Annotated in this window: 24 protein-coding genes; 12 read left to right on the top strand and 12 right to left on the bottom strand. The window is 33.7% G+C overall.

The genetic code is table 11. The features are described 5' to 3' along the window. Positions 1–476 precede the first annotated feature (476 nt). Genes DXU93_RS11980 through DXU93_RS11970 form a run of 3 tightly spaced genes read left to right on the top strand, consistent with a single transcriptional unit; the run spans position 477 to position 1,470 of the window. The gene (locus DXU93_RS11980) at positions 477–701 is read left to right on the top strand and encodes a YtxH domain-containing protein (protein ID WP_116881532.1); all 225 of its coding nucleotides are present in this window, start codon (positions 477–479) and stop codon (positions 699–701) included. Positions 702–731: 30 nt separating this feature from the next. Beyond that, positions 732–1,076 carry a hypothetical protein gene (locus DXU93_RS11975; protein WP_116881531.1) on the top strand — a complete coding sequence of 115 codons (345 nt, stop codon included), beginning with the start codon at positions 732–734 and terminating at the stop codon, positions 1,074–1,076. Then, on the top strand, positions 1,069–1,470 hold the full coding sequence (locus DXU93_RS11970) for a hypothetical protein (RefSeq protein WP_116881530.1): 402 nt from the start codon (positions 1,069–1,071) through the stop codon (positions 1,468–1,470). The genes DXU93_RS11975 and DXU93_RS11970 overlap by 8 nt, the downstream gene beginning before the upstream one ends. A 51-nt stretch (positions 1,471–1,521) precedes the next feature. On the opposite strand, the gene rimO is transcribed toward DXU93_RS11970, so the two are convergent. Then, positions 1,522–2,838 carry a 30S ribosomal protein S12 methylthiotransferase RimO gene (rimO, locus tag DXU93_RS11965; protein WP_116881529.1) on the bottom strand — a complete coding sequence of 439 codons (1,317 nt, stop codon included), beginning with the start codon at positions 2,836–2,838 and terminating at the stop codon, positions 1,522–1,524. 173 nt (positions 2,839–3,011) lie between these two features. Here rimO and DXU93_RS11960 point away from each other — a divergent pair, with 173 nt between their 5' ends. Genes DXU93_RS11960 through DXU93_RS11945 form a run of 4 tightly spaced genes read left to right on the top strand, consistent with a single transcriptional unit; the run spans position 3,012 to position 5,794 of the window. After that, a complete protein-coding gene (locus tag DXU93_RS11960; protein ID WP_116881528.1) occupies positions 3,012–4,256 on the top strand; it encodes a DUF1015 domain-containing protein in 1,245 nt (414 codons plus the stop codon). After that, on the top strand, positions 4,253–4,915 hold the full coding sequence (locus DXU93_RS11955; protein ID WP_116881527.1) for a YggS family pyridoxal phosphate-dependent enzyme: 663 nt from the start codon (positions 4,253–4,255) through the stop codon (positions 4,913–4,915). The genes DXU93_RS11960 and DXU93_RS11955 overlap by 4 nt, the downstream gene beginning before the upstream one ends. An 18-nt stretch (positions 4,916–4,933) precedes the next feature. Continuing rightward, positions 4,934–5,536, top strand: coding sequence for a DUF1684 domain-containing protein (locus DXU93_RS11950; protein ID WP_116881526.1), 603 nt, complete (start codon positions 4,934–4,936; stop codon positions 5,534–5,536). Between the two features lie 12 nt (positions 5,537–5,548). After that, entirely contained in the window at positions 5,549–5,794 is a 246-nt protein-coding gene (locus DXU93_RS11945; protein ID WP_116881525.1) for an RDD family protein, read from the top strand. 184 nt (positions 5,795–5,978) lie between these two features. On the opposite strand, the gene DXU93_RS11940 is transcribed toward DXU93_RS11945, so the two are convergent. The 4 genes from DXU93_RS11940 to porX are packed head-to-tail and all read right to left on the bottom strand — an operon-like array spanning position 5,979 to position 9,928. After that, a complete protein-coding gene (locus DXU93_RS11940) occupies positions 5,979–6,674 on the bottom strand; it encodes a hypothetical protein (RefSeq protein ID WP_116881524.1) in 696 nt (231 codons plus the stop codon). Between the two features lie 36 nt (positions 6,675–6,710). Beyond that, complete coding sequence (locus DXU93_RS11935) at positions 6,711–7,931, bottom strand: alanine dehydrogenase (protein ID WP_116881523.1); 1,221 nt, start codon at positions 7,929–7,931, stop codon at positions 6,711–6,713. Then, positions 7,928–8,344: a tRNA (adenosine(37)-N6)-threonylcarbamoyltransferase complex ATPase subunit type 1 TsaE gene (gene tsaE, locus DXU93_RS11930; RefSeq protein WP_116881522.1), complete on the bottom strand. Its 417-nt coding sequence runs from the start codon at positions 8,342–8,344 to the stop codon at positions 7,928–7,930. The genes DXU93_RS11935 and tsaE overlap by 4 nt, the downstream gene beginning before the upstream one ends. A 33-nt stretch (positions 8,345–8,377) precedes the next feature. After that, the gene (gene porX, locus DXU93_RS11925; protein WP_240623454.1) at positions 8,378–9,928 is read right to left on the bottom strand and encodes a T9SS response regulator signal transducer PorX; all 1,551 of its coding nucleotides are present in this window, start codon (positions 9,926–9,928) and stop codon (positions 8,378–8,380) included. A gap of 23 nt (positions 9,929–9,951) precedes the next feature. Here porX and DXU93_RS11920 point away from each other — a divergent pair, with 23 nt between their 5' ends. The 5 genes from DXU93_RS11920 to rlmD all read left to right on the top strand — a co-directional run bounded on the left by DXU93_RS11920 (position 9,952) and on the right by rlmD (position 16,063). Next, positions 9,952–11,223, top strand: a complete 1,272-nt coding sequence (locus tag DXU93_RS11920) for an HD domain-containing protein (RefSeq protein WP_116881521.1) — start codon at positions 9,952–9,954, stop codon at positions 11,221–11,223. Positions 11,224–11,316: 93 nt separating this feature from the next. Beyond that, positions 11,317–12,345 (top strand): UDP-3-O-(3-hydroxymyristoyl)glucosamine N-acyltransferase, encoded by a 1,029-nt coding sequence (gene lpxD / locus DXU93_RS11915; protein ID WP_116881520.1) that lies wholly within the window; start codon positions 11,317–11,319, stop codon positions 12,343–12,345. A gap of 28 nt (positions 12,346–12,373) precedes the next feature. Continuing rightward, positions 12,374–13,786, top strand: a complete 1,413-nt coding sequence (locus tag DXU93_RS11910; RefSeq protein WP_116881519.1) for a bifunctional UDP-3-O-[3-hydroxymyristoyl] N-acetylglucosamine deacetylase/3-hydroxyacyl-ACP dehydratase — start codon at positions 12,374–12,376, stop codon at positions 13,784–13,786. Further along, entirely contained in the window at positions 13,776–14,552 is a 777-nt protein-coding gene (lpxA, locus tag DXU93_RS11905) for an acyl-ACP--UDP-N-acetylglucosamine O-acyltransferase (RefSeq protein ID WP_116881518.1), read from the top strand. The genes DXU93_RS11910 and lpxA overlap by 11 nt, the downstream gene beginning before the upstream one ends. Before the next feature lie 80 nt (positions 14,553–14,632). Continuing rightward, positions 14,633–16,063 carry a 23S rRNA (uracil(1939)-C(5))-methyltransferase RlmD gene (gene rlmD / locus DXU93_RS11900; protein ID WP_116881517.1) on the top strand — a complete coding sequence of 477 codons (1,431 nt, stop codon included), beginning with the start codon at positions 14,633–14,635 and terminating at the stop codon, positions 16,061–16,063. Between the two features lie 69 nt (positions 16,064–16,132). Here rlmD and DXU93_RS11895 read toward each other — a convergent pair whose 3' ends face one another. The 7 genes from DXU93_RS11895 to DXU93_RS11865 all read right to left on the bottom strand — a co-directional run bounded on the left by DXU93_RS11895 (position 16,133) and on the right by DXU93_RS11865 (position 23,755). Further along, positions 16,133–17,014 carry a patatin-like phospholipase family protein gene (locus DXU93_RS11895; protein ID WP_116881516.1) on the bottom strand — a complete coding sequence of 294 codons (882 nt, stop codon included), beginning with the start codon at positions 17,012–17,014 and terminating at the stop codon, positions 16,133–16,135. Between the two features lie 50 nt (positions 17,015–17,064). Further along, positions 17,065–18,024 (bottom strand): M23 family metallopeptidase, encoded by a 960-nt coding sequence (locus DXU93_RS11890; RefSeq protein WP_116881515.1) that lies wholly within the window; start codon positions 18,022–18,024, stop codon positions 17,065–17,067. Positions 18,025–18,108: 84 nt separating this feature from the next. Then, entirely contained in the window at positions 18,109–18,549 is a 441-nt protein-coding gene (locus tag DXU93_RS11885; protein WP_116881514.1) for a peroxiredoxin family protein, read from the bottom strand. 11 nt (positions 18,550–18,560) lie between these two features. After that, positions 18,561–19,226: a metal-dependent transcriptional regulator gene (locus DXU93_RS11880; protein ID WP_116881513.1), complete on the bottom strand. Its 666-nt coding sequence runs from the start codon at positions 19,224–19,226 to the stop codon at positions 18,561–18,563. A 150-nt stretch (positions 19,227–19,376) separates the two neighbouring features. Then, positions 19,377–22,055, bottom strand: coding sequence for a T9SS type B sorting domain-containing protein (locus tag DXU93_RS11875; protein WP_116881512.1), 2,679 nt, complete (start codon positions 22,053–22,055; stop codon positions 19,377–19,379). Between the two features lie 76 nt (positions 22,056–22,131). Then, positions 22,132–23,034, bottom strand: coding sequence for an alpha/beta hydrolase (locus DXU93_RS11870; protein WP_116881511.1), 903 nt, complete (start codon positions 23,032–23,034; stop codon positions 22,132–22,134). A 1-nt stretch (position 23,035) separates the two neighbouring features. Next, positions 23,036–23,755 (bottom strand): hypothetical protein, encoded by a 720-nt coding sequence (locus tag DXU93_RS11865; RefSeq protein ID WP_116881510.1) that lies wholly within the window; start codon positions 23,753–23,755, stop codon positions 23,036–23,038. Positions 23,756–23,970: the final 215 nt, after the last annotated feature.

Here is a 23,970-nt window from a genome sequence, read left to right as displayed (position 1 = left end):
TTTCTTGAACTAATTGAAGCTTAAAAGAAAGTGAATAATCTTTCTGGGTACGCTTCGAAACCCCTGTCTTTTTTGATGTTTTCATTACACTATGTTTTAGTGTATCGCTATATCAGGACGGGACAAATATATTTAAGAAAAAGAGATCATCGATAAGATGGTCTCTTTTTTTTTTGCTTTAAAGTAATACATGCGTTTATAAAGGAAAAAGACACATCTTCTTCTCAATAGCTTTCTCAATACTCGAACTAAAGCACATCACCACTTATTTAACTAAGATATACTTCACAAAAAAAAGATAGCAAAAACACAGAAAACTCTGTAAATAAAATGCGCTATCCAAAACTAGAATTCATATTCTATAATCTTTTCACTTAAATTAGTTTTAATGTTTTTTAAGAATTAAAACTTTGAATACCTCTAATAAATTGGTATTTTGAGGTATACATTATTAACAAATAAAAAAACAAAATATTATGGACGACAAATCAAAGATTATAGTATCAGCATTAGCAGGAGCAGCAGTTGGAGCAGGAATAGCATTATTACTTGCACCAGCAAGTGGAAAAGAAACACGTGAAGCATTAGCTTCAAAAATTAATGAAGCTAAAGATGCAACAGTTGATGCTTTGGGTAACGCTAAGGACGCAGTATTAGATAAAAGTGATGAGCTTTTAAAACAAGCGAATATCAAATCGTAAATAATCGCCACAAGCTAAAGCATAAAAACAATGAAAGAGAATAATACTACTAAAGAAGGCATAGATGAGTTAAAAAAACTGGTTACTACTTACATTGCTTTGTTCAGAATAAGATCAATGAAGAAAGCAACTGAAGTCACAACTAGAGTAGCTTACAGTCTTTTAGTAACAATACTTACAATGATTGGAATATCGTTTCTAGGATTGGCATTGGCCATATATTTGGGAACTTTACTTTCATCTTATGCATTAGGCTTCTTAATTGTTGGAATGATACCTATTATTGCCATCATCTTAATGAGAGTTTTTAAAATTTCAACATTTCGTTATTTACTTAATTTTTTCACTCGATTAATCACGAACAAATATGAATAATATAAATAGTTATAAAGATTTATTAGAAGAGGAAGAACGGTTAATTAATCAAATCGAACTTTCAAAACGTCTTCTGGAAATCAATATAAAATCATACTTAGAACCTGAGAACCTTTTTGGTTTTTTCGAGAAAAAAATTGGTCATCAAATAAGACCAGGAATGGCTGATGATTTCGACTTAAAAGAATATCTAGTTGGATTATCATTAGATTTCTTATACGATAAAATAACAACGACTTTAGTTGCGAAGAATGGCAGTAAAACCAAAGGTATTAACATTAAAAAGATAGTAAAATCATACGTTGATCGTTACTATCTAAACAATAGAGATAAATTCACAGAAATAATTTCAGCGTTTATTGACGAAAAAATTGATCAGTTGATCAAAAAATAACATATAAAAAAAGCCGCAATTTTTTGCGGCTTTTTCATTTAGTATAACTTTTTACTCTTCAGCTAATTTACCATACAAATCATAATGATCAGCAGAGGTAATATAAATCGGAGCAAAATCTCCAATTCTTACATAATTATCTGCAGCTTTAATCAATACTTCATTATCTACTTCTGGTGAATCAAATTCAGTTCTTCCAATAAAGTAATCTCCCTCTGCCCTATCAAATAATACTTTTCTTACTTGACCTATATGCTTTTGATTAAGATCATAACTAATCCCTGATTGAAGTTCCATGATTGCATCTGCACGTTCGCGTTTAACTGCTGCAGGAACATCATCTTCAAAATTATAAGCATGTGTATTTTCCTCATGAGAATAAGTGAAGATTCCTAAACGTTCAAATCTAGATTTTTCTACCCAGTCATACATTTCTTGAAAATCTTCCTCTGTTTCTCCAGGGTAACCAGAAATCAAAGTTGTACGAATTGCAATTTCAGGTACTTTATTTCTAATTTCTTCAATTAGTTTCTCCGTTTTCTGACGTGTTGTTCCACGACGCATTGCTTTCAACATTCTTGTTGAACCGTGTTGTAATGGCATATCAAGGTAATTACAAACATTACTACGATTTTTCATTACATCTAAAACATCCATTGGAAAACCTGTTGGAAATGCATAGTGCAATTTAATCCACTCTATTCCTTCTACATCTGCCAAACGATCTACTAATTCTGCAAGCGCTCGCTTTTTATATAAATCTAATCCATAATATGTTAAATCTTGAGCAATTAACATCAATTCTTTAACTCCTTTAGCAGCTAAACCTTCTGCTTGCTTTACCAAATCTTCAATTGGTGTAGACTTATGTCCACCTCTCATAATTGGAATAGCACAGAATGAACATGGTCGATCACAACCTTCAGCAATTTTAAAATACGCATAGTGCGAAGGTGTTGTCAATAAACGTTCCCCTACTAATTCATGTTTATAATCTGCTTTTAACGTTTTCAGCATACGTGGTAATTCACGTGTACCAAAATAGGCATCAACCTCTGGAATTTCTTGCTCAAGATCATCTTTGTATCGTTGAGATAAACATCCAGTAACATATACTTTGTCTACTTGACCTTCTTTTTTGGCCTCAGCATAACGTAAAATAGTATCGATTGATTCTTGCTTTGCATTATCAATGAAACCACATGTATTGATAATTACAATATCCGAATCGTCTTGTTTTGCCTCATGTTCTACGTCAAATTTATTTGCCTTCAGTTGTGCCATCAGCACTTCCGAATCAAAAATATTTTTCGAACATCCTAAAGTGACAACATTCACTTTATTTTTTTTCAGCGTTTTTGTCTTCATGCTGCAAAAATACAGCTAATTAAACACAATATTGCACATCATTTAAAAAAGAATGGTATCTCTTTTAAAATCTCGAAATAATTGGTTTAGTTCTAATCAATTTTGATCCGAAAATCAAACAATTTTCTATATTTGCTTTAATGCCCGCAATACTTTATAGATAAGAACAATATATGACAAAAATAAAAGCATTTAAAGCAATTCGTCCAACTAGAAGCATGGCACACCTAGTTGCCTCACGAGCTGTTTCAACTTATAAGAACTCAATTCTAGAAGCAAAGCTTGAGTCAAATCCTTATTCTTTCATTCACATCATTCACCCAGAATTTTTTGAAAATGAAGACAACAGAACAGTTCCCAACTCTGTTGAACGATTTATGAAAGTAAAACATAAATATGAAGAATTTACTGAGCGTAAGATTTTTCAACAAGATGAGGAAGCAACATTATATATCTATAAACAATCAACACCTCATCACAGTTATTTAGGGGTTATTGGTGGGGCTAGTGTTCAAGAATACAAGAACAATAAAATAAAAAAACACGAAGCAACCTTAACCTCAAGAGAATCACTGTTTACCAATTACTTGGACATTGTAGGATTCAATGCTGAACCCGTTTTATTAAGTCATAAGAAAAGTGAGAAATTGGATGAAATTTTGGCGAAAATCACTAAAAATCGCCCAGAATATGAATTTGCAACTACAGACGAAACAATTCACGAACTCTGGTTGGCAACAAGTCAGGAAGTTGAAGAAATACAAGCTGCATATTCAGAAATTGAAAATTGTTACATAGCTGATGGTCATCATAGATCGGCTTCATCAGTAAGGTTACATGACTTAATCAATTCACGAGGTGAAAGAGATTTAGATAAAAACTACAATGCATTTTTGAGTTTCTTCATTGATGAGGAACGACTGAATATCATGCCTTTCAATAGGCTTTGCAAAACCTTAAACGGTCATTCGGAAGAAGAACTCGTTAAACAAATTGAAGAAAAATTTACTGTAACAAAATTAGAACGTCCAAAAAATCCAGAACAATTACATGATATTCACATGTTTGTGGATAGACATTGGTATCAATTAAGGCTAAAACCTGAAGCTCATACTAAAACAGACGCTGTAAGTAGTATCGACGCAGAAATTCTAACACGATATATTCTCTCTCCTATTTTAGGCATACATGACCTAACCACGGATGAAAATATCAGCTTCCAAAGTGGTGAAGACGAAATTTTAGCCATTGAACATTCAGTAAATTCCGGAGAATATCAAGTTGGATTTCTATTGTACCCTGTAACGATGGAACAACTAAAGGCTGTTGCCGATGAAAATGCAATTATGCCCCCAAAATCAACCTTCATTGAACCTAAAATGCGAAGTGGTTTAACAATTTATAAAATAAACGAATGATTGCAGAAAAGTTATCAGAAGTAAAATCAAATTTACCTCAAGGCGTTACACTTGTAGCAGTTTCTAAAACTAAGCCGAATGAAGATATTTTAGCAGCTTATGAGGCTGGTCAGCGCATATTTGGGGAAAATAGAGTTCAAGAATTAGTTGATAAATACGAGGCTCTACCTAAAGATATTGAGTGGCACATGATTGGTCATTTACAAACAAAAAAAGTAAAGTATATTGCTCCTTTTGTTAGCCTAATTCATGGTGTAGACAGTTTTAAACTACTTGAAGAAATAAATAAACGTGCTAAAAAAGAAGAACGTACAATTGATGTACTTCTCCAATTTCATATCGCCCAAGAACAAAGTAAATATGGTTTTGACTTTGATGAAGCCAAAACAATGTTAGAAAGCCAAGAATTTACTCAACTTGAAAACATCAATGTTCGAGGCGTAATGGGAATGGCAACATTTACAGAGAATGAAGAAAAAATTCAAGATGAGTTTAGAACACTCAATAATTATTTTGAAATATTCAGAAGCCATTTCTTTAAATTCAATAAATCATTTGAAATTATCTCAATGGGCATGAGCGGCGACTACAAAATTGCAATTGAAGAAGGTAGTAATATGGTAAGAATTGGGAGTACAATTTTTGGTTCTCGAAATTAATAAATTAATACTACACTTATGAAACTACATTTGATCTTTTTGTTCTTTTTACTACAATGCTCACTGGTTCACGCCCAAGATACTTATATAGACTCTGTTCAGAACCTAAGAGATTCATTTGAACAAGAACTTTTGCATTCGAATGAAGTACTCAATGACCAAGAAAAAGAGAAGATTTTAAACCTAAACTATTTTCCAATTGACAAAAGTTGGGTAATAACAGCGCAATTTAAGAAAAAGAAAAGTAGACCTTTTAAAATGCCGACCACTTCTTCAAGAAAGGTAAAGTATCAAAGAATTGGTATTTTGATTTTTGAGATTGATGGAAAAGAACAAAACCTTGAAGTGTATAAGAATTTGACTTTAAAAGGTGAAAAATATAAAGATTATGTTTTTATTCCATTTAAAGATGCTAACGTACCTGAAGAAACATATGGAGGAGGAAGATATTTAGACCTAAACATGACAGGTGATGAAGAAACTATTGCTGTGGATTTTAATTTAGCTTACAATCCTTACTGTGTATACTCTTATCGCTATTCTTGCCCTTTAACTCCGGAAGTCAACCATTTAGAGGTAAAAATCAATGCAGGTGTTAAGAATCCAACAAAAAAAGAGTAACGCTATTATTACATGGAAGGGATAGAATACGCAGAATTAATAGATAGGATTAAAGCTTCTTATACCGACCTCATGGTTTACATATTTTTAATTTATTTTGCAACCAACCTACTATCTTCTTTTGATGAAGTTCCATCCTATTTAAGAATTTTGGTTGTTATTGCCATTTTCGGATTGTATGAACCTCTATCAAGCTCTATATTTGGCGCAACCATTGGTCATTATATTGTTGGAATAAGAATAAAAAAAGGAAAGTAACACAAAAAAAAATATATCTTTTCCTGCAGCAGAAATCCGATATATAGCAAAGTTGTTTCTTGGTGTATTTTCATTATTTGCTGTATCAATTAGTTCCAAAAATAAAGCTTTGCATGATTCCATCGTAAAATCTGTAGTCTTAAAGACGAAGAAACAGCGATCTTAATTCTGACTATTGATCCAACTATTCACACTCTAACTTTTCTTTCCAATCAAAATCTTTGAAAGTAATACGCGATTCAAACCAAATCGTTTTTGCATTCACCTCTAAAGTATCATTTTGATAAAATTGAATCTGCTGAACAGCTTTAGTCAACATTAAATCACTTTCTGAAAAGTTTACACGCCCTGTATGCTTCATTTGCTGAATAATTTCTTGCTGATCGGTAGTTGCCAATCTTCTAGCCTTACATTGTGTATAATTTGATTTATCGATAAAAACTAATGCTGAGTCTTTAGGTAGCCTTACCATTTCTCCCCAACCTTCTAGCTGTTCATATCGTTGTGGTTTCTCTTCCTCTTTTAAGGTATGAACCACTGTTAAATAACTATCTTCATACAATGAAAATTGTAAACGCTGAGCGATGGAATCATGATTTTCTACGATGTAAACTTTTGGATAGCTATCTTTTAAACTATTTGAAAAATCAACATCTGCATTGACTAAAAATCTATAGATATTAGTTTGATTAAGTCCCATTGCATTGATCGTAGGAATTTCATCTTCGGGAAAAACAATAATTTTATCTTGAATTGAATTTTTCACTCTATTGGTTGGTGTCCAAGAACAACCACGATCTCCAAATAAGATACTAACGAAGATTGTACCAATTAAAAAACCGATAAGATAATAACGAAGTCTTTTCCAAATTCCTTTCATAATCTATAAAATTAGACTACAAAAATAGGAGTAAACTTACATCCCCATTAATAAAAGTTCGATTTCTTTATGATTAAGGTCAAATATTTTCCCAAGCACCTCACTAGTTAAGGTTCCTTTATACATGTAAACACCACATCTAAAACCATGATCTCGTTTAATCAACTCCTTATCACCTCCTTTCTCCCCCATTTTAATAAGAACAGGAGCAAAAATATTTGAGATGGCAAATGAGGCAGTTCTTGAAACCCTTGAAGCGATATTAGGTACACAATAATGTGTTACGCCATATTTATCAAAAGTGGGCTGCTCATGATTAGTTAATTCAGATGTTTCGAAACATCCACCTTGATCAATACTTACATCTATCACTATAGATCCTGATTTCATATTACTCACCATTTCCTCAGAAACGATACAAGGTGTTTTACCAAAAGGTGAACGCACTGCTCCAATGACAACATCGGCACGCATTAAGGCTTTACTTAAAACTTTAGGTTGAATTATAGAGGTGTAAATACGTTGACCAACTTTGGATTGTAGACGACGTAATTTTCCAAGCGCATTATCAAAAACCTTAACAGAACATCCTAGTCCAATTGCAGATTTTGCTGCAAATTCGCCAACCGTTCCTGCACCGAGAATCACAACTTCAGTTGGTTGAACTCCGGCAATTCCTCCCAGCATAACTCCCTTCCCATTTTTAAAGGCATTGAGTAATTCTGCTGCAATGTGAATTGATGTATTTCCTGCAATTTCCCCCATCGCACTTACAACAGGAAAATGACCTTCTTCATCACGCATATAATCCCAAGCAATAGCAGTAATTTTCTTTTTCATCATTTTCTGCAACACTTGGCGTGGTTGCATACTAATTTGAAGTGCAGAAATTAAAGTTAAGCCCATTTCCATCATTTCAACTTCTTCCTCTACAGGCGGAGAAACTTTAAAAACAATGTCACATTGGAATACATCCTTTCGATCATATACTATTTCAGCCCCAGCTTCAGAATAGGCCCTATCAGAAAAATTTGCATTTTCACCAGCTTTGGTTTCAACTTTTATTTCATGTCCATTGGCTACTAATAAAGAAACGGCCTCTGGCACCAAAGCCACACGCCTTTCTTGAAAAGTATTTTCACAAGGAACTCCAATTTTTAATCTGCCTTTTTTTCGGGCTATTTCCAACATTTCCTCTTGTGGAAGTAACCGACCCTCTTTCATTAAGCTTTTAATTATATCTGGATCTGTCTTCATATTTCAGTTTCAATGGTCCGACCACCAAGGTCATCTTTTGTAATATTTATCCATACGCAATCTTCGGGTAAAAGGTTCTCTATTTTTTCGGCCCATTCGATAAAAACTACATTATCACGGTAAATATATTCCTCTATTCCTATATCATAAGCTTCGCTTTCATCTTCAATTCTATATAAATCAAAATGATAAACCGTCCCAAAAAAAGGACTTTCATATTCGTTCACATAACCATAAGTAGGTGAACTCACTTGATCAACGATCCCCATTGCTTTTACAAGGTATGAAATAAAAGTGGTTTTTCCCACTCCCATTTCTCCATTAAATGCAAAACATTTATATTCTTTCATCAGTTCGAGAAAGTCAGAACTAATATTGATCAGGTCTTTCTCGTTTCTTGCGTAAAATTTCATATACTTTTGTATCCTACAAATTTAAGCTAAAATTTAATTTCTCTTTTTCCCTCTCATTTCAACGTATGGAATCAATATTTCCTCAAGGGAAATACCTCCATGTTGAAAGGTGTCATTATAATATTTCGAATAATGATTAAAGTTGTTCGGATAGACAAAAAAGTCATTATTTCGGCTAAAAACATAAGCGTCCGATATATTATCTTTAGGTAAATAGGCTTCATCTGGGTTCTTCACTTCGAAAACCTCCTTTCCTTTATAATTCAAGTTTTTTCCAATTTTGTACCTTAAATTAGTATTTGTTTCTTTTGGACCTACAATTTTCACAGCATTATTCACTTTGACCGTACCGTGATCAGTTGTCAAAATTAATTTCGCTCCAGATTTCGCTATTTCTTTCATGATATCTTGAAGAGGAGAATGATCAAACCAACTTGTCGTTAAAGAACGGTACGCAGCCTCATCATCAGCTAATTCACGAATTACTTTCATATCTGTTCTTGCATGTGAAAGCATGTCTACAAAATTATAGACAATAACATTCAGGTCATTATTCTTTAACTGATTCAAATTTTCAGCTAACTTCTTCCCTGCTTCTATATTGGTTATTTTTCGATAACCTACTTTCACATCCGTTCCAAGTCGTTTTAATTGTTTTAGCAACAACTCCTCCTCATGAGCATTCTTACTTCCTTCTTGATCTTCACTAATCCATAATTCTGGATATTTCTTTTTAATTTCACTCGGCATTAAGCCTGCAAAAAAGGCATTCCTCGCATATTGCGTTGCGGTTGGCAAAATAGAATACACAATATCTTCTCTATCAAATGTAAAATATTTACTTAATGTTGGGCGCAAAGCTTGATATTGGTCATATCTTAAATTATCCACCACCAATAAATAAACAGGCTCGTCTAAATGTGGTGCTATTTTGTCTTTAAACAAAGTATGCAACATTTGAGGAGCTTCCTCAACGCTATTCAACCAATCTAAATAATTTTCTTCGATAAACTTTGAAAATGAAGAATTGGCTTCTTTCAGCTGCATATCAAAAACTTCCTGCATTCCTTGATCTTCCAATTTCGAAAATTCGATATCCCAATTCACAAGCTTTTTATACATCGCTGCCCACTCTTCAGCATCAAGGCGATCACTCAAATCCATTCCAATTTGTCTAAACTCACGTTGATAATTAGTGTTCACTTTATCAGATACCAACTTTCCTTGATCAAGGTTTTTCTTTAAACTCAATAAAATCTGATTCGGATTCACTGGTTTAATTAAATAATCAGCTATTTTTCCACCAATGGCTTCTTCCATGATACTTTCTTCTTCACTTTTAGTGATCATAACCACTGGAACCATCGGACGAATCTCTTTGATTTTTGCCAAGGCATCTAAACCAGAAATACCTGGCATATTTTCATCTAAAAAGACAATATCAAATGCTTCCTCTTCACATTTTTCTATGGCTTCACCACCACTATGAACCGCTTCTACATCATATCCTTTCTGCTCTAAAAACATGATATGTGGTTTTAATAAGTCGATTTCATCATCTGCCCAAAGGATTTTTACTTGCATTATCTGATTATTTTTAATTTTACATGAATTATAAAAGTAAAGATTTGCGTCCAAACCTCAACATAAATAATAAAAAGAAAATTCTAAACGATCCTGTATATGGATTTATTTCATTGCCAAAGGATATAATTTTCGATTTAATAGAGCATCCTTTCTACCAAAGATTAAGGAGAATTAAACAATTAGGAATGTCACATCTGGTTTATCCAGGTGCACTTCACACACGTTTTCATCATGCAATTGGTGCCACACACCTAATGACCAAAGCCATTCAGGCCTTGCGTTATAAAGGTATTGAAATTACAGAGGAGGAAGAAACTGCAACTTTGATTGCCATTCTTTTGCACGACATTGGTCATGGACCATTTAGTCATACTTTAGAAAGAGATATTGTAAAAAATGTAAGTCACGAAGAAATTTCTTTGCTCTTCATGAAAAAACTTTCGCAGGAGTTTGATGGGAAATTAGATTTATCAATTGAAATTTTCGAAAATAAATACCATAAGGAGTTTCTTCATCAATTAGTATCTAGCCAATTAGATATGGATAGAATGGACTACCTTAATAGAGACAGTTTTTACACAGGTGTTTCTGAAGGTGTCATAGGAAGTGATCGAATTATCGCGATGCTAGACGTTGTAGACAATCAACTTGTGGTTGAACAGAAAGGAGTTTATTCTATTGAGAAGTTTTTGGTTGCACGAAGACTGATGTATTGGCAAGTTTACATGCATAAAACTGTTGTTTCATCAGAAGTTATGCTCACTTTTTTGTTACGACGAGCTAAAAACTTAGTACAAAACGGGCATGATTTATTTGCCAGTCCAGCATTTAAACTCTTTCTTTCTAGAGATATAGAAATGGAAGATTTTGCAAATGATGAAAACCTTCTCAATCAATTTGCATTGTTAGATGATTTCGATATTATGGGAGCTGTAAAAGTTTGGCAGTTTTGCGATGATAAGGTCCTATCACTTTTAGCAAGTCAACTAATTAACAGAAAACTATTTAAAATTGAAATTTCTACCGAACCGTTTTCAAAAGAGCGCATTCAGTTTGAGATTGATGAAGTTAAAACACAATTTGGACTAAATCAAGAAGAAGCAAAAAACTTTGTTCAAACCGCAATTTTGAGGAATAATGCCTATAACGAAATGCATGAGAAAATCAATTTATTGATGAAAGACGGTAGTGTAAAGGATGTGAGTCAAGCCGCCGATAATTTAAATATCCATGCTTTATCTGAGCCTGTGGAAAAATACTTTATCTGCTATCCTTCGCACCAATCAAAGTAGAATTTGTCACTTTTTACAATAACCCATGTTATTTTGTGGAAAAATAAAGTAAATCAAAGGAGTTTGAATAAACTCTTTTTATATTTTTGAAGAATGGAATTTTCAGCAGAACAAATCGCCGGCATTTTAGAAGGTGAGGTACAAGGAGATGAAAACGTTAAAGTTTCTGGATTATCAAAGATCGAAGAAGGTCAGCCAGGGACGCTAACTTTTCTATCAAACATGAAATATGAACCACATATTTACAACACAAATGCTTCGATAGCGATTGTAGCAAAAACTTTCGAACCAACAAAATCATTGCCTTCTACCCTAACCTTGGTTAAGGTTGAAGACCCATACAGTTGTTTTGCCAAGTTGTTAGAGGTTTACGATCAAATGCATCAAAAGCAACCAAAAATAGAGAAAAACGCAACTATAGCGGAGTCTGCTTCAATTGGCGAAGAAGTTTATATTGGTGCCAATGTATACATCGGTGAAAATGCGGTAATCGGAAATAAGACAAAGATTTATCCGAATACATTTATTGGTGACAATGTACAAGTTGGTGATGAAACAGTGATTCATCCTAATGCATCGATTTACCATGACTGTGTTATTGGAAAATCATGTTTAATTCATGCTGGAGCTGTTATTGGTTCTGATGGATTTGGATTTGCGCCAAATGAAAAAGGTGAATTTCAAAAGGTTCCACAAATAGGAAATGTTATTCTAGAGGACTTTGTTGATATTGGAGCCAATGCAACAATTGACAGAGCAACACTTGGTTCAACAATATTGCGACGTGGAGTAAAAATTGACAATTTAGTTCAAATTGCCCACAACGTTGATGTTGGTAAAAACTCAGCAATGGCTGCACAAGCAGGAGTTGCAGGATCTACTAAGATTGGCGAAAACGTGCTAGTTGGTGGACAAGTAGGAATTAGTGGACACATAAAAATTGCCAACGGAACACAAATCGTTGCTCAATCAGGAATTCCAGGAAGTGTTAAAAAGCCAAATACAAGATTAATGGGCTCTCCTGCAATTCCAATGAACGATTACAAAAAATCATTTATTGGATTCCGTCGTCTTCCACTAATATTGCAAAGACTTCAGGATATTGAAGAAAAATTAAAATAAAAACATCCATTTTTAGGTTATTATAGATATGATTGAAAATCAAAGAACATTAAAATCTTCTGTTAAACTTGTAGGAATAGGTTTACATACTGGTGAAAAGGTAACAATTGAACTTTGTCCAGCACCAGATAATCACGGTTATAAATTCCAACGTACGGATCTTGATGGGGAACCAATTATAGAAGCAGATGCTGATTTAGTTGTTTCTACTGAACGAGGTACAACATTGGAGAAAAATGGTGCAAAGGTGTATACCACAGAACATGTTTTGGCTGCACTTTATGGAATGCAGGTTGACAATGCATTAATTAAAATTTCTGGACCAGAAATTCCTATTATGGATGGAAGTTCTTACCCATTTGTTCAGGCTATTGAGTCTGTTGGATATGAAGAACAAAAAGCAGTTAGAGAATATTTAGAACTTGACGAAGTAATTCCTTGGGAAGACACTGAGAAAGAAATTGAATTTTTAGCTGTTCCTGATAGTGTTTATCGTTTAACGGTAATGGTTGATTATAATTCACCAGTACTCGGAACTCAACATGCTACAATTTATAAAATCGATGAGTTTAAAGATGAAATTTCTACTTGTAAAACATTTGTATTCTTACGTGAACTAGAGTTTTTAGCGAAGAATGGCCTAATTAAAGGAGGAGACATCGATAATGCAATTATTTTAGTTGAACGCGAAGAGGTAAGTCAAGAAGAATTAGATCACCTAGCTAAAACATTAGGTAAAGAAGGATTAGAAGTAAGTGTTCAAGGAATTGGAACATTGAATAATTACCAAATGAAATTCCAAAATGAGCCAGCTCGTCATAAGTTATTAGACATTGTTGGAGATTTGGCTTTGGTGGGTAAACCAATTAAAGCTCATATTTTAGCTGCAAGACCAGGTCACTCAGGAAATACAAGATTTGCAAAAGTATTAAAAGATCAAATTAAGAAGCAGAAAAATGCTCCACGTAAATTTGATTTAACGAAGGATCCATTATACGATATTAATGATATCGAGAAAATGCTTCCTCACCGCTATCCATTTTTATTGGTAGATAAAGTTTTGGAAATTACAGAGGATACAATTTTAGGTGTAAAGAACATCACCATGAATGAACCTCAATTTACAGGACATTTCCCAGGAAATCCAATTTTTCCAGGTGTATTCCAAATTGAAGCAATGGCACAGTGTGGTGGTATTTTCGCTTTAAGTAAAGTGGATGAACCTCACCTCTACTCTACATATTTCATGAAAATTGATAATGTAAAGTTCAAACAAAAAGTTGTGCCAGGTGACACTGTAGTTTTTGAGTTAAAATTAATTTCTCCTATGCGACGTGGTTTAGTAAATATGGCCGGAAAAGGTTATGTAAACGGTAAATTAGTAGTTGAGGCAGAAATGTTGGCTCAAGTAATCAAAGATAAAGTTGATAATGATAAGTAATCTAGCGTCTGTTTCTTCTGATGCCAAAATCGGTGATGGAGTTACCATTGAAGCATTTACATCTATTTACGAAGATGTTACAATTGGTGATGGTTGCCATATTGGTCCAAACGTAACGATTTTTCCAGGTACAAGAATTGGAGAAAATTGTAAAATTTACCCTGGCGCTGTAATAGGTGCTGTTCCTCAAGATTTAAAATTTGGAGGTGAATACACAACTGTCGAAATTGGAAACAATACAACAATTAGAGAATGTGTAACCATTCATAGAGGAACTTCCGATAAATTAAAAACATCAGTTGGTGACAACTGTTTATTAATGGGATATGTGCATGTTGCTCATGATTGTACTTTAGGAAACAATGTAATTCTTGCTAATTATGTTGGACTATCAGGACATGTCACAATTGATGATTATGCAATTATAGAAGGAAAAGCAGCTGCTCAACAATTTGTTCATATTGGAGCTCATTCTTTCATCGGTGGAGCTAGTTTAATTCGTAAAGACATTCCACCATTTGTAAGAGCAGCAAGAGAACCATTAAGCTATGCTGGTGTAAATTCAGTTGGATTACGACGACGAAATTTCACAGATAATGATGTGAAAACTATTGAAGATATTTACAGAATATTATTTGTGCAAAACAACAACATTTCAAACGGATTACAAAGTTTAGAATCTGAAATGCCAGATAGCGAACTAAAATCTACCGTAGTTGATTTTGTTAAAAACAGTGATAAAGGAATTATTCGCGGATTAATGTAATCCGAAAAGGATTTTGATGTAGTCTTTATATATTTATAAAGAAGCTCAACCAATATATTCATTTCAAATTATACATACAATTGATTAAACGAGGTCAAACAATAGAACTTACAATTGAAGATTTAGCTTTTGGAGGAAAAGGAATTGCAAGAATAAAAGACGAAAACGGTGCATTTGTGCTTTTCGTTAACAATACATTTCCTGGCCAAAAGGTTTTGGCAAGAATCACCAAAAAAAGAAAGAAGCATGCTGAATGTAGCTTACTAAAAGTTTTGGAAAGATCTCCACAAGAAATCAAATCCGAATATCAAGAAATAAGTGGAGCTCCTTATATTCACGTCCCTCCTACTTTACAGGAAGAATCTAAGAAGAAGGTAACTTTAGAAGTCTACCGTAGATTGGCGGACCTACAAAACATTGATGATTTATTTGATGAATTTATTCCTTCTCCAGAGCACTATCATTACAGAAATAAGATGGAATATTCTTTTTCATGTATTGAACACGACATCGAAAATGATGAAGAAATTGACGATGCATTTGCCTTAGGCTTTAAGCACCGTGGAACTTGGTGGAAAGTGGAAAGTTTGAACAAAGCATCTGGATTATTTGATCCACAATGGGAAAACTTCTTGAAAGATTTCAGAACATTTCTAGAACAAACTAATCTACCGGCTTGGCACCCACCGAAAAAAGAAGGTTTCTATAGACATATTGTGGTTAGAAAATCTTTTTATGAAGATAAACTACTTATCAATTTAGTAACTTCATCTCAAGGAATTGAAAACTTCGATTTAGAAGCTATTGCCCAATTCTTAAAGGATAACATGGGAGATAGGATTGCAGGTTTCCAACACACAATTAACGACAATGTTGCTGATAGAGCAAAAATTGAAAATGGTGACTGTGTCCTTGCCTTTGGAAAAGACAATGTAATTGAAGAGTTAAATGGACTGTACTTTGAAATTAGTATGGAAAGTTTCTTCCAAACCAACCCAAAAAGTGCAGAACGATTATACAATAAGGCACTTGATTATGTTTTTGAAGGTGAACGTTCACTTGAAGATAAAGTCGTGATGGACTTATTCTGTGGAACAGGAACAATTGGTCAATTATTGACACAAAGAACTAAGGATACGAAAATCATTGGTGTTGACATTGTTCAAGAAGCGATTGCCGATGCTAAAAGAAATGCTAAACGTAATAATATTAAAGGAATTGATTTTTATGCTGCTGATGTAGGTAAATTTCTGAAAGCATATCCAGATTATGAAGGTAAGATTGACACGATTGTTCTTGATCCTCCTCGTGCTGGAATTGCTCCGAAAACCTTGAAAAAAGTTATTCAACTAGGTGCTGAAAGAATTGTATATATTTCATGTAATCCTTCAACACAAGCAAGAGACATTAAAACACTGGAAGAATACGGTTATAAAACAAAGAAAATTAGTTTAGTTGATCAATTTCCTCACACGAGTCATATAGAAGCGGTTGGACTATTCGAAAAATAAACTTTTTTTAAATAAATGATATTGAGGCTGTTTCATTAATGAATTCAGCCTCTTTTTTTTGTTGACGATTTATGAATATTGTTTCCAGTTGGCAATCACACTATCAAACAACACCTTGTTATGCTCAATAAATGTCTTTCCATCGGCAATTAATGCATCGATATTCTCAGGACTAGCATTATCCATTTCTGGAGCAGCAGTTATAATTTCTGGTTGAAATCGGTAATAAATTAAATTATCATTGATTTCTGCTTTTTCAGATAGTAAATCATCCACCTCATTCACTTTGCGTTCGATTTCATCAAAGTTCTCATTCGTCAAATCACCAGTCCCAAAACTCAGCAATAGATAGGCTTGATTGGGGTAATATATTTGAGTATGTTCCAAGGCTATTAAAGCAGGATTTTTGGCTGATACAACGCCATCTATCAATTCTGAATCGGCAACTTTTACGGAAGGAAAATAGCCAGGCACAGCACTACATGCCGCAAGTGCAGTACTTAATTCTACTCTTGACAATGAATGATTGTATCTTCCAAAAACATAAGGAAGATGAGTTATGACATCATGACTTACAAAAGCATACTGGGTATCTAAGTCTGAAAGTAATAAATTTTTAAACTTTCTTTTCAACACCAATTTTAGTCCTTCAGAACCAGGATTAGAGGGGTTTGCTAAATTAAATAGCTGTGGACCTCTTTGAATGTAAAGATTTAATAAATCTTGAATTGAATAAATATGTTTTTGATTATCATTTTTTACGATTAATCCAGCTGAAATAATTGCCCCTGTAGATGTACCAGCAATAAGGTCTACTTTTTCACTAAGACAATCACCTAAATCATTGGCTTTCATCAACTGTTCAAGATGATTGAGAATCATTAAAGGTAAAATACCTCTAATTCCTCCACCGTCAATTGACACAATAATCTTGAGCTTTCTTTTATTCATACCCTTAAAATAAATAAAAGAAGATGATTTTCTGTCAGTTTTAGGATTTTTTATCTTACACGAATCCTACGACCTATCCTTAACGTTGTCGAAGTACTGATGTTATTCAATTTACATAACTGACTAACAGAAGTATTGTTCCTGCGGGCTATAGCACCAAGTGTATCTCCACTTTTAATATGGTAATAAGATTCCTTTTCCATAGCAGCCATTAGTGACGCTGGACTTCCATTCGTTTTATACTTCTCCATTAACTTATGAGTTGGAGCAATACCTGGAATAAATAAACCACGATGAACAAATAGGTTTTCATTGCGAATCGTTTTATTTTCGAAATCAATAAATTCTTCAGGATTTATTGGGGCATCATAAAAACGGGTTTCAAAATGCAAATGCGCTCCATAAGAACGCCCTGTATTTCCACCTAACCCAATCATTTCTCCTGCTTTTACATATTGATTTGGTACTACACTTCGTTTAGATAAATGTGCATAGTAAGTTTCTAATCCGTTAAAATGACGTATGATCACTAAGTTTCCAAAACCTGCACGATTCATTTTTGAGTATCTAACTTTCCCGTCAAAAGCAGCAACAACAGTATCACCAGTATTCAAACTAATGTCAATTCCATTATGGTAGCGACCTCTTCTGTAACCATAACGTGAAGTGATTTTTCCATCAAATGGAATCACGAAGTCTGAGTTTACTGAATCAGTCACACATAACCATAGCGTGTCTTTCATCATGGTCATATCATTTGATCGATTCGAAGAGTAACAAATATTGCTATTCCAAGGCCAAGTGAAATTTGAAAGCGTATCCTTTGAAAAATATTCTTCAACAGCTTCATTGAGCACACCATCAAAATTTTGGTCATGAAGATATTCCCATGTTTGGTTGGTGTACATTAGAATTTTTCCATTAGGAGAATCTATTGTATCCTTAACTATTTGGGAGAAAGTAAATCCTGTTGAAATATATAAACAACAAAAAACGAAAAGAAACTTCATTAATTTTTATTTAATGTGAGTGGCAAAATTAAAGGAAATATAAAAGTTGTAATTTAATAATTGTTAAAGTTGTAAACAGGATATTTAGGATAACTGCGAAGCATACTCTTCTATAGCGTATTGTAGTTTTATTTGAGCACCATCTTGTGACCCAAAAAAAGAGTAAAGAATCTCTTGTTGATCATTCATTAAAATCCAATGAGGAGTTCCTTCACATTCAAAAAAATCATATAGCTCATGATTCAATTCACTATAAATAGGAATTGGACTTTTTTGATCTGTGAAAACCGACAATATCTCATCTTTTGTAAACGGTTTTTTCATAAAATTGGAATGAATCACAGTTAAAGCAATATTCGAATGTTTCTGATGAAGTTTGTATGCCAAAGGTATTGCTCTACCTGTACAACCAAGACAGTTGGTATTGTAAAACAAAATCAAATTGAGTTTATTCTTTTGAATTAAAGAAGAAAGCGTAAATGATTCATCATTAAGGTCTGTTAACGGTACTGAAGGTAAAGTCATTGCTTGTAATTTTATTTCACTTGAACAGTAATCTTTGATGATGCAGCGGCTGATAAGTTTAATTTCTCACCATTAAGCAAAACCTCAGTTGAATTATCAAATTCAAATCGATCAAGTACAGTTAATGAAACACCTAACTTAATTCCATGTTTATCAAGATATTTTAGGAAGGACGCTGAATTATCATCTACACCAATTACGATAGATGGAGTATTCAATTTAAAATCGATCAATTTATAAGTTTCCTCTCTTTGGGAGAATTGACCATCTTTATCTGGAATAGGGTCTCCATGTGGATCAAATTTTGGGAAATCTAAAAATGCATCTAACTTATCAGTTAATTTTATTGATTGGATATGTTCCAACTGTTCTGCAATTTCATGAACCTCTTCCCAACCAAAATTTAATTTTTCTACTAAAAAAGTTTCCCAAAGTCTATGCTTACGAATTGTTTTTAATGCAACACTTTCTCCCGTATTGGTAAGTTTACAGCCTTTGTACTTTTCATATACAATCAAAGACTTTTCAGATAATCTGCGTACCATATCAGTTACCGAACTGGCCTTAGTATCCATTTTTTCAGCAAGGCTGTTCGTTCCAACGGACTTCTTCAGAACCTTTTGTAGGTAATATATAGCCTTTATATAGTTTTCTTCACTTTGTGTTAAATGATCCATTTAGCATATTTCCATGAAATACAAATATAAATACTTATTTATTGACACATTAAATAAAGGGAAGAATAATGAAAAAGCAAAAATCACTATTCCATAAAAAAAGGCTGCCTTTATAAAAAGACAGCCTCTAGAATACTAGAAAATAAGTTCTTATTCTATAACATTGATAGAACCATTAAATTCATATTTGTTATCATTTTCATAATCATTAGCGGTAATTGTCCAAATATATGTTCCTTCTTTTACAATTTTATCACCATAAGTTCCGTCCCATTCTGCATTTGGGTCAAGTGATTCGAAAACTTTTTCACCCCATCTATTGAAGATTTGCAATCTGAAATTTTGAACATCAATACCTAAAATTTCAACTTTCCATCTATCGTTTAATCCATCTCCATCTGGAGTGAATGTATTCGGAGCAAAGATCAGCACCTCATTTTCTATTCTTACAAGTTTTTCTAAAGTATCTGTACATCCAAAGCCATTCTCTACAACCAAAATTAAAGGGTAGTTTTGTACTTCTGAAGGATAAACAAAAGTTGGGTTTTGTGATGTTGCAAACTCTGGATCTGCTCCTTCTGCCAACCAATTGTAAGAAACAATATTACTTCCTGATTGACTAAATGCATTTACCTCAGGTTCAAAAATGGATGCTGGATTTGGATTGGTGTAGAAGTTCGCTTCTGGGTATGAATAACCTTCGACTAAACTTGGGAACGTATCCACATATCTACATCCTCTATCAATAACTACTTCCATAGTCACATCCCACGTTCCTTCATCAAATTCATGATAAGCTGGATTTTGACCATAAATTGTGTCTTGTTCACCATCACTGTAGCCCCAAATTGTATAATCGATTGTTTCACCTGTCACGGTTACATTATCAAAATTGACTTCAACTGGGAAACATGCTCCAGTAACATCAGGAGATAAACCAACATTTACATCTAATGGGTGCTTCACAACTACATAAGAAGTATCTGCTGGAGAACCACATTGCTCGGTAAGGATTACTCGATACTGAGTAGAATCAGAAGACGGTGTTACAAAGATAGAACCTCCCATACCTACATTTTGACCATTGTCAGTCCATGTAAAGTTATACTGGCTGCTACCTCCCGTTCCAGTTGCGAAAAGATTTACAGAATCTCCAATACAAATTACAGTATCCTGAGATTTTTGTGCAATTAATAAACGGTCAGGCTCACCAAGAGTTACATCTTGAGATACAACACAGCCGTTTGCATCAGTAATGGTTACTGTTGATGTTCCAACGAATAAATCTGTTGCTTCTTCGGTAGTTGAACTTGAACCATTCCAACTATAAGTATATGGAGCCGTTCCATCTGTAACACTTACCTCAGCAATACCATCATTTCCACTATTACAAGTAACATCTACTTGATTTACAATATTTACAACCATACCTGGTATTTCAGTTACTGTAACAGAAACAGTATCAGCACAACCAACGCTTGAAGTCACTATACATTCATAAGTACCCGCTTCTAATCCTGTAGCCGTACTTGTTGTTTGGGCATTAGGGTCATTCCATTGATAAGTCACAGTACCTTGAATAGGTTGCATTGAAGCAGTTGCGGTCCCATCAGAACCTCCTGGACAGGAAACTTGAGTAAAACTCGTTGGGAAAGTTGCCGGTGTATCTCCAACCGTAACATTTGTAGTACTTAGACAACCATTAGCATCTGTCATTTCAACTGTATAAGTCCCTGCTCCAACATTATTTACCGTTTGGGTAGTTGCATTATTTAAACCTGGCCACAAATAAGTGTATGGCGCGGCACCTGTTACCGGGGTAGCAGTTACACTTCCAACATTTGCACTACAAATATCATCAACCGCAGTAGCATTAACGCTAGAAGTCAAACCTGTAACAAAAGTTGTATCAGATAATGCTCCTACACCTGTACCACAAGTTGAACTAGCAATAAAGTATCCAACCGTTCCATTTTGAACCGTTGTATTTAATACACCATTATTGTAAGGAAATGATGCTCCATTTGTCGAGTTCCAAACAATACCATTATTTGTAGAAGTTGTTACTAAACTAAAAGGAATTGGGTTTAAATTATATCCTCCTGATCCATCAGGAGTAAACCTATATCCATCATTTTGAATACTAAATACTGAGTTATTTCTTCCAGGTACAGCATGAGCAACAGTTCCATTGATATTATTCAATCCGTGTGTTGCTAAACCACTCCCCCAAGCATTACAAGTTGTTTTATTTGAAATATGTGTTTCTATAACATTTGTTCCTTCAAAAAGTAAAACTGAGCCTGTATAACAAAGGTTTGGCGTTTGACATGAAGGTGAGAACATTGACAAACCATCCCAATAAATTACACCTATTCTATTTGGTGCTGTACCTATAGTCTCATAATAAATACTTCCACCAGCCGGCTGGTATAAATCCTGCCAAACTGCCATAATAGAATTCATTGCAGATGGAGTTGTTGAAGGAATATTGTCAACAACCCATGAAGAATAACCATTGGCATTGGCAGTATTAAAACTTACGTGACCATTGTCACTCACTGTAATTTGAGAATATGTATTTCCGTAAAATTCAAAGTTAAATCCTAGATTAATCAATTGCGTAAAATCATCATCTCCTAAAGAATAGGAAGATGGATTTGTAAGCGTATATATTGAGGAATTTAAACCTCCTCCTGGACATGTCTCGATTGTAACGGGTGATCCGACACAAGCACTAACATCAGTTCCTAGACAAACTGTGGTTTGAGAGAACACTGTTGCAGTCACAAATAGTGATGAGATACCTAAAATTATTTTATTCAACATTTTTGTAGATATTATTGGTTTATATAGTTAACGATATTGGTTTGGTCATAGTTGTCTTTTTTATAATTTGATTTAATTATTTTATAATAAATGAGAGCAAACTTTCGGAATAAACATCTAAGCCCATGAATATTGGAACATCATTATGCCCTGCGACAGATACCTCATTTTTTTGCTTCCAACTTGAAGTATGATTATTATAGACCACTCTTCCATGAGTTTCCATAGCTAAAAAATCATCGTTAACGCCATGTAACCAATATAAAGGTACTTCACACTTTTTGATTTGTTCTGCGTTGTCAATTTTTGTATTTACAAAGTAACTTCCAGGCATATTTAATACTGATGCATCTTGAACCATTACTTCACTACTGGCAAAAGGAGCCTCTAGAATTACTTTACTAGGTTTCATCACAAATGGCTTATCCCCAACTGATTTTGATGCTGGTGCACTCCCCAAAGAATAACCATAAATCACTAATCGATCATTGGTTAAGCCTTGGTCTTTCAACCAATTTAAAGCACCATTGGTTGCTTCATACATATTTGACTCAGTTGGTTCTCCTTCCGACAAACCATAACCAGGATAATCAAACATTAAGACGCCAAAACGACCTTGATTTCCAAGGTGACTCAATATTTTTTGCCTTGGCCAATAGTGATCCATATGGTCTTTGTTTCCATGACAATACAAAATCACCGTATCACTTGATATTTTATTCAAATCACCTACGAAAATTGCTTGAATTTCTAGTTCTTGGTCATTATCTTCAATTGAATAACTAAAAAGATGAATATCATCATCTGGCACTAAATAATCTATTGGAAGTTCCAAAGACAATTCACCTCCATAGCTATCTAATTTATATTCAGTAATACTGTTATCATTATTGAAAAGAAAGCTATCGAGTCTTTTTCTACAACTCATCAAGCTAACAATCAAAAAGATGAATAATATATATTTGAAAGTATTTTTCATTTTAAAACTTTTTAAGTACACCTAGATAAACGCCAACAGCACCAGATTCACCAGTTAAACTTTTGTAGTCTAGAACAACATTCTTATTTGAATTGAAAGGGGCTAATAATTTGATCTCTGTTTTTAATGTCCAATTCTTCCAATTTAAATCATGTCCAACATTAATCATTGGTAACACAAAATCTTCTTGTTTTTCATTATGTGCTTTAACACGATCTAATTCATACCATGTTCCAACTCCAAAATAGAGCATATTCGCTACAGATCTACCATTGGTCAATAAATCATCTTGCTTTAATTTTTTTAAATCATATTTCAAGAAATAATGAGCGTCGAGTTGTGGCCAAAACTTAAAATTATTTTCAAAAACATCAAATGCTGAGGTAAAACCTAACATTGAAGTAAAACCATGTTTTTCATTTTCACTTTTCCATAAACCATAGGTTGCTCCACCACCAATTTGAGCAACACCAAAAACGGCTGCTGTTGTATACCAACTTCCATGCAAGGTTAAACGATGCGACAAGCCTCTTCCATAGGTAATTAAGGAAAAAGGTAATGGTGTTGTTGCTACTCCAGGCACCTCTACAACTGGACCTCCCAAATCAACGGATACCGCATTTTGTTTTCTTTCTAAAGGCTCAACGAATCTAGCAGGTCCACATGAGGCCATTAAAACAGCTATCAAAATTGTTAAAGTGTATAATTTATAAACGTACATGTTATCAAAAATAGTGAAATAATTAAATTAATGATAATTATTTAACAGACAGTATAAAAGGACAACTCCATCTAATTAAGGACTTAAAAAAATAATGAAACTACTTGATGATCATATCTATCCTCAATCTTATTAAGAATATTAGAATAAACATCAATTGTGTACTTATCGAATGTCTATTTATTATTTTTTTTGGTATTTTGTCAACTTATAAT

The organism is Brumimicrobium aurantiacum (genome assembly GCF_003402975.1).
Classification (GTDB): domain Bacteria; phylum Bacteroidota; class Bacteroidia; order Flavobacteriales_D; family Crocinitomicaceae; genus Brumimicrobium; species Brumimicrobium aurantiacum.
This window is presented reverse-complemented; position numbering and strand designations above follow the sequence as displayed.